12 protein-coding genes and 1 tRNA gene are annotated in these 12,607 nt (G+C 60.4%); 7 read left to right on the top strand and 6 right to left on the bottom strand.

Annotated features, from left to right (window positions below; translation table 11 throughout):
• The first annotated feature begins 1 nt into the window (after position 1).
• On the top strand, positions 2-475 hold the full coding sequence (locus ACTJKL_RS27345) for a methyltransferase family protein (RefSeq protein ID WP_275598061.1): 474 nt from the start codon (positions 2-4) through the stop codon (positions 473-475).
• 165 nt (positions 476-640) lie between these two features.
• On the opposite strand, the gene ACTJKL_RS27340 is transcribed toward ACTJKL_RS27345, so the two are convergent.
• Both ACTJKL_RS27340 and mgtE read right to left on the bottom strand, forming a co-directional pair.
• A complete protein-coding gene (locus ACTJKL_RS27340; protein WP_003536722.1) occupies positions 641-1,027 on the bottom strand; it encodes a MerR family transcriptional regulator in 387 nt (128 codons plus the stop codon).
• Between the two features lie 84 nt (positions 1,028-1,111).
• Positions 1,112-2,533, bottom strand: a complete 1,422-nt coding sequence (mgtE, locus tag ACTJKL_RS27335; RefSeq protein WP_100673970.1) for a magnesium transporter — start codon at positions 2,531-2,533, stop codon at positions 1,112-1,114.
• A 218-nt stretch (positions 2,534-2,751) separates the two neighbouring features.
• On the opposite strand from mgtE, the gene ACTJKL_RS27330 reads away from it, so the two are divergent.
• The 3 genes from ACTJKL_RS27330 to ACTJKL_RS27320 all read left to right on the top strand — a co-directional run bounded on the left by ACTJKL_RS27330 (position 2,752) and on the right by ACTJKL_RS27320 (position 4,125).
• The gene (locus ACTJKL_RS27330; RefSeq protein WP_100673971.1) at positions 2,752-3,270 is read left to right on the top strand and encodes a peptide deformylase; all 519 of its coding nucleotides are present in this window, start codon (positions 2,752-2,754) and stop codon (positions 3,268-3,270) included.
• A gap of 78 nt (positions 3,271-3,348) precedes the next feature.
• Positions 3,349-3,615: a hypothetical protein gene (locus ACTJKL_RS27325; RefSeq protein WP_275600019.1), complete on the top strand. Its 267-nt coding sequence runs from the start codon at positions 3,349-3,351 to the stop codon at positions 3,613-3,615.
• Positions 3,616-3,771: 156 nt separating this feature from the next.
• On the top strand, positions 3,772-4,125 hold the full coding sequence (locus tag ACTJKL_RS27320; protein WP_324763276.1) for a hypothetical protein: 354 nt from the start codon (positions 3,772-3,774) through the stop codon (positions 4,123-4,125).
• A 264-nt stretch (positions 4,126-4,389) separates the two neighbouring features.
• Here ACTJKL_RS27320 and ACTJKL_RS27315 read toward each other — a convergent pair whose 3' ends face one another.
• The 4 genes from ACTJKL_RS27315 to ACTJKL_RS27300 form a co-directional block, all read right to left on the bottom strand.
• Positions 4,390-5,937: a SpoVR family protein gene (locus ACTJKL_RS27315; protein WP_100673974.1), complete on the bottom strand. Its 1,548-nt coding sequence runs from the start codon at positions 5,935-5,937 to the stop codon at positions 4,390-4,392.
• Positions 5,938-5,949: 12 nt separating this feature from the next.
• Entirely contained in the window at positions 5,950-7,266 is a 1,317-nt protein-coding gene (locus ACTJKL_RS27310; protein WP_018097853.1) for a YeaH/YhbH family protein, read from the bottom strand.
• Between the two features lie 24 nt (positions 7,267-7,290).
• Entirely contained in the window at positions 7,291-9,240 is a 1,950-nt protein-coding gene (locus ACTJKL_RS27305; RefSeq protein WP_018097854.1) for a PrkA family serine protein kinase, read from the bottom strand.
• Positions 9,241-9,824: 584 nt separating this feature from the next.
• Positions 9,825-9,909 (bottom strand) — tRNA-Leu (locus ACTJKL_RS27300).
• Positions 9,910-10,067: 158 nt separating this feature from the next.
• Here ACTJKL_RS27300 and lipB point away from each other — a divergent pair.
• The 3 genes from lipB to ACTJKL_RS27285 form a co-directional block, all read left to right on the top strand.
• A complete protein-coding gene (gene lipB / locus ACTJKL_RS27295; protein WP_440854299.1) occupies positions 10,068-10,826 on the top strand; it encodes a lipoyl(octanoyl) transferase LipB in 759 nt (252 codons plus the stop codon).
• Positions 10,827-11,010: 184 nt separating this feature from the next.
• Positions 11,011-11,409 (top strand): helix-turn-helix domain-containing protein, encoded by a 399-nt coding sequence (locus tag ACTJKL_RS27290; protein ID WP_018097856.1) that lies wholly within the window; start codon positions 11,011-11,013, stop codon positions 11,407-11,409.
• 89 nt (positions 11,410-11,498) lie between these two features.
• On the top strand, positions 11,499-12,607 hold a 1,109-nt coding region (locus ACTJKL_RS27285), incomplete at its 3' end, for an S-(hydroxymethyl)glutathione dehydrogenase/class III alcohol dehydrogenase (protein WP_440854298.1).

The raw sequence follows: 12,607 nt of genomic DNA, 5'->3' as shown, positions 1-12,607 counted from the left end.
CATGAATGCCTTTCGTGCCAAGCCGCTGAAGTTTCCATGGCCGCCTCTGCTCTATGGCGCGGCCGTTCTGACCGCGCTGGCCCTGGGCCACCTTTTCCCGATTCCGGTGGCGCACGAGCACAGCTGGATCCTCTCGCTGGTGGGCTACGGCCTTGTCGTGCTGGCGATCACCATCGATCTCTGGGCCGTCAAAACCCTCCTTGACCGCCACACAGCCGTACTTCCGAACCGGTGCGCCACCTGCCTCGTTACCTGCGGCCCATTTCGTTTCAGCCGCAACCCGATCTATTTCAGCTACACGCTGGCGATGACCGGCCTCGGATTGGCGACGATCAACCCCTGGTTCTTCATCATGGCAATTGCGGCGGTCGGATTGACCACGCTTTTCGCGATCCGCAAGGAGGAGCGGCACCTGCTGTCGCGCTTCGGTTTCGAGTTCGAGCGATATTGCCGGCACACGAGCCGTTGGATTTGAGCGGAGATGGACGAGTCTGCCTAGGGCCTTGGGCTGGCTGGATTCCTGTGACGCACACAGGAATGAGGGGAGTTTTTGGGGCGCTACGACAGCGTTCGCGTATGCGAGCCGCCTTTCACTGGCTGCATCGGCGTACGAAACGAATACGCAGAAAATCAGGGATCGTCAGGTGCCGACGCCGATTTCGGCAAGGCGCGTGAGGCAGGCCTCTTCGACATTGTCGAGTTCGCTAAGTGTGTCTTCGATGTCCTTGCGCTTCTGCCGCAAGTCCTCGCGCTTCTCCTCGACGCGCTTGATCAAGAGCTGCAGCTGGCCCATCTCACCCGGCGGATCCTTGTAGACCTGAATGATCTCGCGAATTTCGGCAATGGTAAAGCCAATGCGCCGGCCACGCAGGATCTCCTTTATTAGGTGCCTGTCGGCGGGGCGGAACAGACGCGTGCGGCCACGACGCTCCGGATGAATCAGACCTTCATCCTCATAGAAGCGCAGTGTCCGGGTCGAGATGCCGAATTCCCGGGTCAGCTCGGTAATGCTATAATATTTGTTCACGCAGCCATTCCATCAAAGACGCGCCTTAACTATTGTTGACTTTGACGTAAAAGTCAAACACGGCGCCCCCGCGTGCGTCGCACCTCAGCTGATACTGAACCACCAAGTGGCAATGCCGAGAAAGCTGAAGAAGCCGGTTATGTCGGTGACGGTCGTCACGAAGACGGCGGAAGAGACCGCCGGGTCGGCACCGTATCTTTCGAGCAGAATCGGGATCAGGATGCCGGCGAGCGCGGCGGCCATCATGTTGACCAGCATCGCGGTCGCGATGATGCCGCCGAGGTCGGGATTCTGGAACCAAAGTCCCGCAACAAGCCCGATGAACGAACCGAAGATCACGCCGTTCAAAAGTCCGACGCCCGCCTCGCGGCGGATGATTCTCGGCGCGTTGTGAATATCGAGCCCCCGGGTTGCGAGCGCACGCACCGTCACGGTCATGGTTTGCGATCCGGCATTGCCGCCCATGCCTGCGACGATCGGCATCAGGACCGCAAGTGCGACGATCTGCTGGATCGTCGCATCGAACAGGCCGATGACCGAGGCAGAAACGCAAGCCGTCATCGAGTTGATGAAAAGCCAGGGAACGCGTGAGCGCGCGGCTTCCGCGACCGAGTCCGACAGTTCTTCGTCGCCGACGCCGCTCAGGCGCAGGAAATCCTCTTCCGCCTCTTCCTGGATCACGTCGACCACGTCGTCGATCGTCAGCACGCCGACGAGCCGGCCGTTTTCATCGACGACGGCGGCCGAGAGGAGGTCATACTGTTCAAAGAGTTGCGCCGCCTCCTCCTGGTCCATTTCCGCCGGCACGGAATGGCTTGTGTCACGCATGATCGCATCGATCTTTACCGAGCGCTTAGCGCGCAGCACCCGGTCCAGATCGACTGCCCCCAGCAGCTTGAAAGTCGGATCGATGACGAAGATCTGCGTGAAACTTTCGGGAAGGTCGTCGTCCTCGCGCATGTAATCGATCGTCTGGCCGACGGTCCAGAAAGGCGGCACCGCGACGAACTCGGTCTGCATGCGCCGCCCGGCGGTGCTCTCCGGATAATCGAGCGAGCGGCGCAGGCGGACGCGCTCGGTAAAGGGAAGCTTGGCGAGGATCTCGTCCTGATCCTCCTCGTCGAGATCCTCGAGAATGTAGACCGCGTCATCGGAATCCATCTCGCCGATCGCCTCGGCAATCTGCTCGTTCGGCAGATGTTCGACAATGTCGAGACGGATTCCTTCATCGACCTCGGTCAGCGCAGCCAGGTCGAAATCCTTGCCAAGCAGCAGAACCAGTGCGATACGCTGCTCCGGCTGAATCGCCTCGATCAGGTCGCCCAGTTCCGACGCATGGAGGCCGGCGACATGCTGGCGAAGGTAAATGATATCGCGATCCGCGATTGCGGCGCCGACATGCATCAGGAAATCGGAGCGTACCGAGCCGTCTTCAGCGTAGATGTCCGAGTCGCCGTGGACAGCGATTTCGTCGGAACCGCGGTCGTCGTCGCCGGTGCTGCTCATGGCCCCCTCCAGAGATTACCGCCGACCGAGCCCGCGCCGGAACGGCTCCTCTGCCCTGCTAGCGCAAAGCTCCGCCTCAGTCCACAGTCGAGACGAGATCGGCGATCCGCCTCGGAACATTTATCCAAGCTGTTGCAAAAACATAGGAAATGATGAAACGAATGTGACGATCCCACCGGGCGCCGGCCCGACCACTCACCCGAGCAGAGACATTTCTCATGGCTGTCCGACCGATCATACGCTTTCCAAGTGCGCTGCTGACGACGTCAGCCGAGCAGATCAGCCGGTTCGATGGCGCTCTCCGCCAGCTATCAGACGATCTCGTCGACACCATGCGCGCAGCCCCCGGCATAGGCATCACCGCGCCCCACATCGGCATTCTGCAGCGGCTGACCGCCATCGAAGTCGACCCGCAGATAGGACCGCGCAGCTTCGTCAACCCGGAAATCGTCTGGCAGTCGAGCGAGACGGTGCGCCACAGCGAAGGCAGTGTCTCGATGCCGGGTGTCACGGAAGAAGTGGAGCGGCCGGCGCGCGTGCGCGTCAGCTTTCAAACGCTGGACGGCGAGACCCGCGAGGAAGAAGCCGAGGGATTGATGGCGGTCTGCCTGCAGCATGAGATCGACCAGCTCAACGGTATCTTCTGGATTCGACGGCTTTCCAGACTGAAGCGCGAACGCGCCGTCAAGCGGTTCGAAAAATTTAACCGAGCCGAAGCTTTTCCCGGCACGCAATGATTGCGGCACCCCTTCGATCTGCCGTAAACCGTCTTCCGGTCGGCCATCGGCTCCAAACAGCAAGGCGAAGGACAATTGATGAACAAAATAGCCCTCATGCTTCTCTGCGTGGTTGCGCTTGCAGCCTGTACCGCAACCCCTCCCGACCTGGAGCCGCTTCCGGGAAGCCTCACCTATGGAGAAACTGCCTCCTCTCGGAAGACCCGTGCGGCCCCTGGGACCATGATCCAGAACCGGTTCCTTCATAAGGGCACCATGGTCTTCGAGACCTATGAGGTTCAACCCGACCATACATATAAGCTCGTTCGCCGTAGCGTCGCCGACTCCTGGCCGCCCGGCGACTGATCACGGAACATTGTCGGCCTCCGCTCCGTTCCCTACTGCATGTATCCTCGGATCCTAGCCGGTCCAAGGACGAAAAATGCAGCAATTCAAGGTGCTACACCGACCTTTCGCCTCTCTTGAGGCGCGGCGCTGTAGATAGCCAGTGGAGTCAAAGCGATGGCCAAATATCTTGACGAACGCGGCGATCCGGCCTCGGCAACGCACGGAGCGGATCGAGAGAATTTCACCGGTGAGGAAGCCAAGCAGGGTCGCACGGGCGTTCCGGTGCTTGGGGTCCTCGTCGGCGGACTGTTCCTCGCCCTCCTCGCCTGGGGCGCCGTCGAAATCTGGGGTGAAAGCACCGACAACGACCGCCTGACCGAAACCGAACAGGTCCAACCGGCGCCCTCGCCGGAGCAGACAGGCAGCGTCGGCACCGGACAGCCCGTCCCGACCGACCGGGACCCCACGGCACAGACCGGCACCGGCGGCCAGTCGCAGCAGGTTTCCCCGGACGGGACCGAGAAATAATCGCCGAGCCGACGGCCGGGCCAGTGCAGGCGCATCAGATCACTATGAGAGGCGGTATGCCGGCCGAACACCGCTCACACTCGGCCGGTCTCTCCTTTCCCGTATCTCTGTGCTGCTTCTTTGGTTTTCCTCATTCCTGTGCTCGTCACAGGAATCCAGCCAGACCAAGTCCTTGGGCTGAAAGAACGCTTCCCGCGCCGCAGACGCGGCGCTGCTGGATCCCTGTGACGAGCACAGGGATGAGGTGAAGAGTGGCGCACGGCCTTAGTCCGACAGCTCCTCCGTCGAGCACTCGTAGAGCGTCTCGCCGCTCTCCATATCGACGCCGGCGAGGCTCACCTCGTAGCCCCAAAGACGGCGGACGTGCCGCAGAGTGGCATCGCGGCTGTTCTCCTCCAGGAGCACTCCATTCTTCACATTGTGCTGCAATCGCAGGTGCCGGTCGCCCAACAAATCGACATCCATCACCTGGATGTCCGGCTGGCTGCTTCCGATGTCGTAGCTGCGGGCGAGAGCGCCGCGAATCGTTTCGTAGCCGCGCTCGTTATGGATGGATGCCACCTCGCAGAAATTGTCGTCCGCCTCGTCCGTCAGCAGGAACAGACGAAACTTGCGGATCAGCGCAGGACTGAGGAATTGCAGGATGAAGGACTCGTCACGGTGGTTCGCCCAGGCATCGAGAAGCGTCTCGCGCCAATTGCCGGTGCCGGCGATTTCGGGAAACCAATCGCGATCCTCCGCCGTCGGCTCGACGCAGATGCGTTCGATGTCCTGCATCATGGCAAATCCCAACGCATAGGGGTTGATCCCCGGAAAGCGGGGATCGTCGAAGCCCGGCTGGAAAACGACATTGGTATGACTCTGGAGAATCTCCAGCATCGCGCCTTCGCTTATTTTGCCCTGGTCGAAAAGGCTGTTCATGATGGTGTAGTGGACGAAAGTGGCGCATCCCTCGTTCATGACCTTCGTCTGTCGCTGCGGATAGAAGTACTGCGCGATCACGCGAACGATTCGCAGTATCTCCCGCTGCCAGGGCTCAAGGATGAGGCTGGTCTTCTCCAGGAAATAGAGCAGGTTCTCTTCCGGGAGGTTCAGCGATTTTTTCCGCTCGGAGAGCTCCCGTTCCAATTGCGTGGGATCGTTGTTCTCTCCCGCGGGCGGAAGCGTTCTCCACAGGTCGCTAAAGGTCTGCTCTTCATATTCCAGCCTCTCGCGCATCCGCTCCTGCTCTTTTTCGGTCGACAGGCGCGGGGGCCGTCTGTAGCGGAACACGCCCTGCTCCATGAGTGCATGGGCAGAGTCGAGGATCGCCTCGACCGCCGTCGTTCCGTGCCGTTCTTCGCATTTGCTGATGTATTTCTTCGCGAAGTCCATATAGCTGAGGATTGCGCTGGCGTCGGTCCACTGCCGGAAGAGGTAATTGTTCTTGAAAAAATGATTGTGGCCGAAGGCTGCATGTGCGGTCACCAGGGCCTGCATGGCCATGGTGTTCTCCTCCATCAAGTAGGTGATGCAGGGATTGGAGTTGATCACCAGCTCGTAAGCGAGGCCGCGCCGGCCCCTGCGATAGAGATGATCCTCGAAAACGAAGCGCTTCCCGAAAGACCAATGCTGGTACATGAGCGGCATGCCCACCGACGAGTAGGCATCCAGCATCTGCTCGGAGGAGATGATCTCGAGCTGATTGGGGTATACGTCGAGACCGAGATCGCCGAGCGCGATCTCCTCGATGGCATCGTAGGTGCGCGCCAGCGTCTCGAAATTCCAGTCGGAACTGTGGAACAGAAGGTTTGAGGCGGCGCCCTTTGACATCCCGGTCCCTTTTCACTTGCGCAATTGCATTTCCGGCTGCTTGCCGAAGAGTTTTCGGAAGACGGGGTAGATATCCGCCGGTTTCGCGATGCGGGTCATCTGAAAATTCGGCCATTCGCCGTCGACGGTGCGATAGGCCCGCCAGAGCGAAGTCCCGTTATCGGTAGTGCCGAAAATCTCCGTCTCTCGCTCATCGATAATCTCGACATAGGCGTAGTATTGGCAAAGTCCCATCAGTTCGTCGTGAAGAAGGGAAGCGCAGCGTTCGGAGTCGCCTGAGATATTCTCGCCGTCCGACGCCTGCGCGGCATAGATGTTCCATTCATGGGCAGGATAGCGCTCCCGGATGACGCGCAGCATCTCCTCCAGCGCGGTAGAAACGACCGTGCCGCCGCTCTGCTTGCTGTAGAAGAAGGTATTCTCGTCGACCTCGCCGGCCTCGTCGGTGTGCCGGATGAACACGATGTCGATCCGCTCGTAGCGCCGCTTGAGGAAGAGGTGCAGCAGCACGAAAAAACGCTTGGCGAGGTCCTTCTCCCGCTCCCCCATCGAAGCGGAGACATCCATGAGGCAGAACATGACCGCACTCGCATTGGGCAGCGGCTGCGGCTCGAACCGATTGAAGCGAATATCCACGGGATCGACATAGGGAATACGCCGGCGCCGGCGCTCGAGACCGTCGAGCTTCTGGCGCAGTTCCTCCAGGCGCTGCCGGTGCTTGATGCGTCCGCGCGGCTCCGTCTCCAGCCCGGCGATCTCGTCGGCAATCGCTTCGATTTCCCGGCGCGACGGCCGCCGCAATGCGATGCGGCGTCCGTAGCTGTTGCGCATGGTGCGGCCGACATTGATGTTCGTCGGGGAGCCGCTTGCGCTGAAGCCGGCCCGCCGTCGCTTGAAGGTAACCGATTCCTTCAGATTGAGCTTTACCATGTCGGGGAGTTCGAGGTCCTCGAAGAAGAGATCGAGCACCTCCTCGCGCGAAAGGACGAACTGAAACTCGTCTTCGCTCTGACCGGTGCCGGCTCCCGCATTGCCCGCACCGCCACCTGACCCCCTTTTGGGGATACGGTCTCCCGCCGCGAACTCCCGGTTGCCCGGCAGGACGTGGCGTCGCTCGCCGCTGTTGGAGTCCGGCTGGAAAGCCGGCTCGTTGACGCCGCGGGCGGGCATGGACACGTTCTGTTCGGCATCGACATCCGCGATCTTGCCCGACTTGACCCGCTCTTTGATGGTGCGCTTCAGTTCCTCTCGTGCCCGTTTCAGGAAGCGTTGCCTGTTACCGAGACTCTTATCCTTCGGATTGAGGCGACGGTCGATGAAATTCGGCATTAGCTAACCCCCGCATCCGCAGCCTCAACCCGCCTTGTTTACACGCATGTACCAGTCCACGAGACGCCGCACCTGCCGTTCGGTGTACCCACGCTCCTTCATGCGCTGTACGAATTCGACATGCTGCTTCTCTGTGGAGCTGTCCTTCTTCGACCCGAAGCTGATGACCGGCAACAGGTCTTCGACCTGACCGAACATGCGCTTCTCGATGACCTCGCGAAGTTTTTCATAGCTCGTCCAGGACGGGTTCTTGCCATGGTTCTTGGCCCGCGCCCGCAAGGTGAACTTGACCACCTCGTTGCGGAAGTCCTTCGGATTGGCGATGCCCGCCGGTTTTTCGATCTGAGACAGCTCGCTGTCGAGGATCTTGCGGTTGAGGATCTGCCCCGTATCGGGATCCTTGAAGTCCTGGTCCTCGAGCCAGGCATCGGCATAGGCGATATAGCGGTCGAACAGGTTCTGGCCGTATTCGCTGTAAGACTCGAGATAGGCCTTCTGGATCTCGTGACCGATGAATTCCGCATAACGCGTGGCGAGTTCCGACTTGATGAAGTCGAGATAGGCTGCCTCCGTTTCCTTCGCAAACTGCTCGCGCTTGATGGCCTGCTCCAGGATGTACATCAGATGTACGGGATCGGCCGCGACCTCCTTCGTGTCGTAATTGAAGGCCTCGGACAGGACCTTGAAGGCAAAGCGCGTGCTGACGCCCGTCATGCCTTCATCGACGCCGGCAGCGTCCCTATACTCCTGCACCGATCGTGCCTTCGGGTCGACATCCTTGAGGTTCTCGCCGTCATAGACGCGCATCTTGGTGTAGAGAGACGAGTTCTCGTGAGGAACGAGCCGGGTGGATACCGTGAAACGGCTCAGTATCTCCAACACCTCGGGTGCGCAGGGATTGCTGACCAGTTCGCTCTCGCGAAGAAGCTTTTCGTAGATCTGCTTCTCCTCGGTGACGCGCAGGCAATAGGGCACCTTGACCACCAGGATGCGGTCCAGGAACGCCTCGTTGTTGCGGTTGTTCTTGAACTGCAGCCATTCCGATTCGTTGGAGTGGGCGAGAATGGTGCCCTGAAACGGGAATGCGCCGAAGTTTTCCGTACCGTTGTAGCTGCCTTCCTGGGTCGCCGTCAGAAGAGGATGCAGGACCTTGATCGGCGCCTTGAACATTTCGACGAATTCGAGCAGCCCCTGCGTCGTGCGGTTCAGGCCGCCGCTGTAGGAGTAGGCATCCGGGTCGGCCTGGCTGTAGTTCTCGAGTTGGCGGATATCGACCTTGCCGACAAGCGAGGAGACATCCTGATTGTTCTCGTCGCCCGGCTCGGTCTTGGCGATGCCGATCTGACGCAGGCGCGACGGCATCAGCTTGACGACGCTGAACTTGGATATGTCGCCACCGACCTCGTCCAGCCGCTTGGCGGCCCAGGGAGAAATCAGGCCTGTCAGCCTCCTACGGGCGATGCCGTATTTGTCTTCCAGGAGATCGGCCATCCGTTCGGGATGGAACAGGCCGAGCGGCGATTCGAAAACCGGGCTGATCTTGCCGTCGACCATCAGGGTGTAGATCGGTCGCAGTTCCATCAGCTTCTTCAATCTTTCGGCGAGCGAAGACTTGCCGCCGCCGACCGGCCCCAGAAGATAAAGGATCTGCTTGCGCTCCTCGAGACCCTGCGCGGCATAGCGGAAGTAGCCGACGATCCGCTCGATCGTGTCTTCCATGCCGAAGAAGTCGGAGAAGGCCGGGTAGATTTTGATGGTTCGGTTTGCGAAGATCCGACCTAAACGCTCGTCAGCGCTGGTATCGACGAGAATCGGGTCTCCAATTGCGTCCACCATTCGTTCCTGAGCGGTGGCGTACATGCTTTTGTCATCGCGACATGCGAGGAGATATTCCTGTAGACTTATCTCTTCTTGCGCTGCACTCGTATAAATCTCCGAAAAGAGATCGAAGACGTCAGATTCACTCCTTTGCATCGTGCTCTCCCGCGGCGGGCCGCTTGGTTGAAACGGGCTCGCTGCCTTTCGGCATCTGCTTCAGGTGAACGGTTTTCCTAGCTTCAAAGTTCCTTCACGTAACCGACACTGAAACGGATACCGAAGCAGCAGCCAGCGACGAACATCCGCATATCAGTTCGGGACCGACCGATCGGCGCCTCATCAACGTTATGAGGCGCACTCCGCAAGACTCGTCGCTCTGTCACCCCATCATGCCGGCGCTTCTCGCGAATCCGTCATGACAAGCGAATCATAACTTGTCCCTGCTCATTCGCCGACTTTTTTTTTGCGATTCCACGAATTTAGCCATCAACAACATCGTGTAGAACGGTGATTTCGTGATCGGGCACCGCCATGTCGATGTCGTGGCGGGCGCTCCGCATCGGCACGGAGCAGAGACCTGGACGACGCTGTGGCCCGAGGCATGACGCCGAGCTGTTTTGCGCCGTAAATCCGAGAATAGTCCTCGCGTCCTACCGCGTCCAGCAACAACGTCGTGAAAGAGGATTAAAAATAAAAAAACCCACGGAACCATTTGGTTACGAGGGCTTCTTCATCTTAGATGGTGCGGTCGAGAAGACTCGAACTTCCACGGGTTGCCCCACAGCGACCTCAACGCTGCGCGTCTACCAATTCCGCCACGACCGCATCGTGGTAGGTGCCGATTGCGTCGGCGGGGCTGCATGTAGCAAAAGGATTCCGGGTGCACAAGTGCGTGACGACAGAAATTTGACGAGAAACAAAACTATTTCGATCGGCTCCCCGCGAACCACTGGAAACGCTGGACTCTTGCCGTCGGCGACCCCATGTACAGGCCGGAAAAAATCAGTATTCGCAAGGTTCCCATGCAACGCGAAGATCTTATCCAGAGCATGTTCGCTCCGCCGGATGCACCGCTGGTGCGGTGGCGCATCGCGCCTTCCCTCGTGGAATATCCAGAAGCCGTCGAGACGATGGAGCGCGAAGCCGCCGCGATCGCGGACGGCACCGCCGACGAGCTGGTCTGGCTGGTCGAGCACCCGCCGCTGTTCACCGCGGGAACCAGCGCCAACGCCGCCGACCTCGTGATGCCGGATATGCTCCCGGTTTTTGCCACCGGAAGAGGCGGCGAATACACCTATCACGGTCCCGGGCAGCGGGTGGTCTACGTCATGCTCGACTTGAAGCGCAGACGCCAGGACGTCCGCGGATTTGTCGCCGCACTCGAGAGCGTCATCATCGCCACGCTCGATTCCATGAACGTCAAGGGCGAACGCCGTGAAGATCGTGTCGGCGTCTGGGTGCGCCGCCCGGAAAAGCCGCCGCTCATGGACGGCACGATGGCGGAGGACAAGATAGCGGCAATCGGCATTCGCTTGCGCAAATGGGTGAGCTTTCACGGATTGTCGTTGAACGTCGATCCGGACCTTGAGCATTTCGGGGGCATCGTGCCTTGCGGCATTCGCGGCTATGGTGTCACCAGCCTCGTCGATCTCGGTCTGCCCGTCATGATGGCCGACGTCGATATAAGGCTGAGGGAGGCCTTCGAAAGGGTCTTCGGCCCGACCCGCATCGAGAACGAATAGCAGGGTCCCACGGCACGTTGCTCCGTTCGGGAAACGTCGGCAAAGCCGCTTTTAGCCGTCTTTTTGCCGCTTCACATTGCCCCATCCGCAAGGAAAAGCCTATAAGCTCCCCTCACCTTCGCCCCACCGCGGGCAGTCAGGGTGCCTCGGCACACGACAACGACAACAGGCGAAAGGAGCTACCATGCTGTTATCAACCGAGAATGCGATTGCACGTCTGCGTGAGACAGGAGACGGCGATACGCTGGGCGGTCGTATCTGGAGAGCGCGTGACGCGACGGGACTCTCTACGAAGGAGCTTGCCAGCAAGCTCGGTGTCCGCAGCGACACCATTTCCTCCTGGGAACGCGATCGCGCCGAGCCACGGGCCAATCGCCTGTTCATGCTGGCCGGCGTGCTTGGCGTGACGCCCGCCTGGCTGATGGCCGGTATCGGACGCGCACCGGATGATAACGCCGCAGATGCTTCGGGGGACGAACTTCGCAAGCAGCTGGATCTCGTAAAGAAGCTGCACGATCAAACCGCCGAGGCCATTTCGGCACTCGAGATGGAATTCGAACGCCTGAACCAGGACGTTCGGTGATCGGATAGGATTTTTCCTCTTGCCGGTGGCGACCGGCGCGATATGACGGTCGCCCCGCCTCGTTGTTCTTAGTTTGATGGAGTAGAGAAATGGACGTACGCGCCGCCGTGGCCCTGGAAGCCGGCAAGCCGCTGGAGGTCATGACCGTGCAGCTCGAAGGCCCTCGGGCCGGCGAGGTGCTGGTCGAGGTGAAGGCGACCGGCATCTGCCATACCGACGATTTCACGCTGTCGGGGGCCGATCCGGAGGGGCTGTTCCCGGCGATCCTCGGTCATGAGGGCGCCGGCATCGTCGTCGATGTCGGCCCGGGCGTCACCTCGGTGAAGAAGGGCGACCACGTCATCCCGCTCTATACGCCGGAATGCCGCTCCTGCCCCTCCTGCCTCAGCCGCAAGACCAATCTCTGCACCGCCATCCGCGCCACCCAGGGGCAAGGGCTGATGCCGGACGGCAGCTCGCGGTTCTCGATCAACGGCGACAAGGTCCACCACTATATGGGCTGCTCGACCTTTTCGAACTTCACCGTGCTGCCGGAGATCGCGCTCGCCAAGGTCAATCCGGACGCTCCCTTCGACAAGATCTGCTATATCGGCTGCGGCGTCACCACCGGCATCGGCGCGGTGATCAACACCGCCAAGGTCGAGATCGGCGCCACCGCCATCGTCTTCGGTCTCGGCGGCATCGGGCTCAACGTCATCCAGGGGCTTCGCCTTGCCGGCGCCGACATGATCATCGGCGTCGACCTCAACAACGACAAGAAGCCCTGGGGCGAAAAGTTCGGCATGACCCACTTCGTCAATCCGAAGGAGGTCGGCGACGACATCGTGCCCTATCTCGTCAACCTGACGAAGCGCGGTGCCGACCAGATCGGCGGCGCCGACTACACCTTCGACTGCACCGGCAACACCAAGGTCATGCGCCAGGCGCTCGAAGCCTCGCATCGCGGCTGGGGCAAGTCGGTGATCATCGGCGTCGCCGGCGCCGGCCAGGAGATTGCCACCAGGCCGTTCCAGCTCGTCACCGGCCGCACCTGGATGGGCACCGCCTTCGGCGGCGCGCGCGGGCGCACCGACGTGCCGAAGATCGTCGACTGGTACATGGAGGGCAAGATCGAGATCGATCCGATGATCACCCACACCATGCCGCTCGAGGACATCAACAAGGGGTTCGAGCTCATGCATTCCGGCGAGAGCATTCG

Source organism: Sinorhizobium sp. 22678, from assembly GCF_052044265.1.
Classification (GTDB): domain Bacteria; phylum Pseudomonadota; class Alphaproteobacteria; order Rhizobiales; family Rhizobiaceae; genus Sinorhizobium; species Sinorhizobium meliloti_A.
The sequence above is the reverse complement of the archived record's forward strand: the minus strand, read 5'-3'. Positions and strand labels throughout refer to the sequence as shown.

Excerpts from the sequence above, each read along its gene's own strand:
- ACTJKL_RS27345 (WP_275598061.1), top strand. The coding sequence starts at position 2 with ATGAATGCCTTTCGTGCCAAGCCGCTGAAGTTTCCATGGCCGCCTCTG.
- mgtE (WP_100673970.1), bottom strand. The coding sequence starts at position 2,533 with ATGAGCAGCACCGGCGACGACGACCGCGGTTCCGACGAAATCGCTGTC.
- ACTJKL_RS27330 (WP_100673971.1), top strand. The coding sequence starts at position 2,752 with ATGGCTGTCCGACCGATCATACGCTTTCCAAGTGCGCTGCTGACGACG.
- ACTJKL_RS27325 (WP_275600019.1), top strand. The coding sequence starts at position 3,349 with ATGAACAAAATAGCCCTCATGCTTCTCTGCGTGGTTGCGCTTGCAGCC.
- ACTJKL_RS27320 (WP_324763276.1), top strand. The coding sequence starts at position 3,772 with ATGGCCAAATATCTTGACGAACGCGGCGATCCGGCCTCGGCAACGCAC.
- ACTJKL_RS27315 (WP_100673974.1), bottom strand. The coding sequence starts at position 5,937 with ATGTCAAAGGGCGCCGCCTCAAACCTTCTGTTCCACAGTTCCGACTGG.
- ACTJKL_RS27310 (WP_018097853.1), bottom strand. The coding sequence starts at position 7,266 with ATGCCGAATTTCATCGACCGTCGCCTCAATCCGAAGGATAAGAGTCTC.
- ACTJKL_RS27305 (WP_018097854.1), bottom strand. The coding sequence starts at position 9,240 with ATGCAAAGGAGTGAATCTGACGTCTTCGATCTCTTTTCGGAGATTTAT.
- lipB (WP_440854299.1), top strand. The coding sequence starts at position 10,068 with ATGTACAGGCCGGAAAAAATCAGTATTCGCAAGGTTCCCATGCAACGC.
- ACTJKL_RS27290 (WP_018097856.1), top strand. The coding sequence starts at position 11,011 with ATGCTGTTATCAACCGAGAATGCGATTGCACGTCTGCGTGAGACAGGA.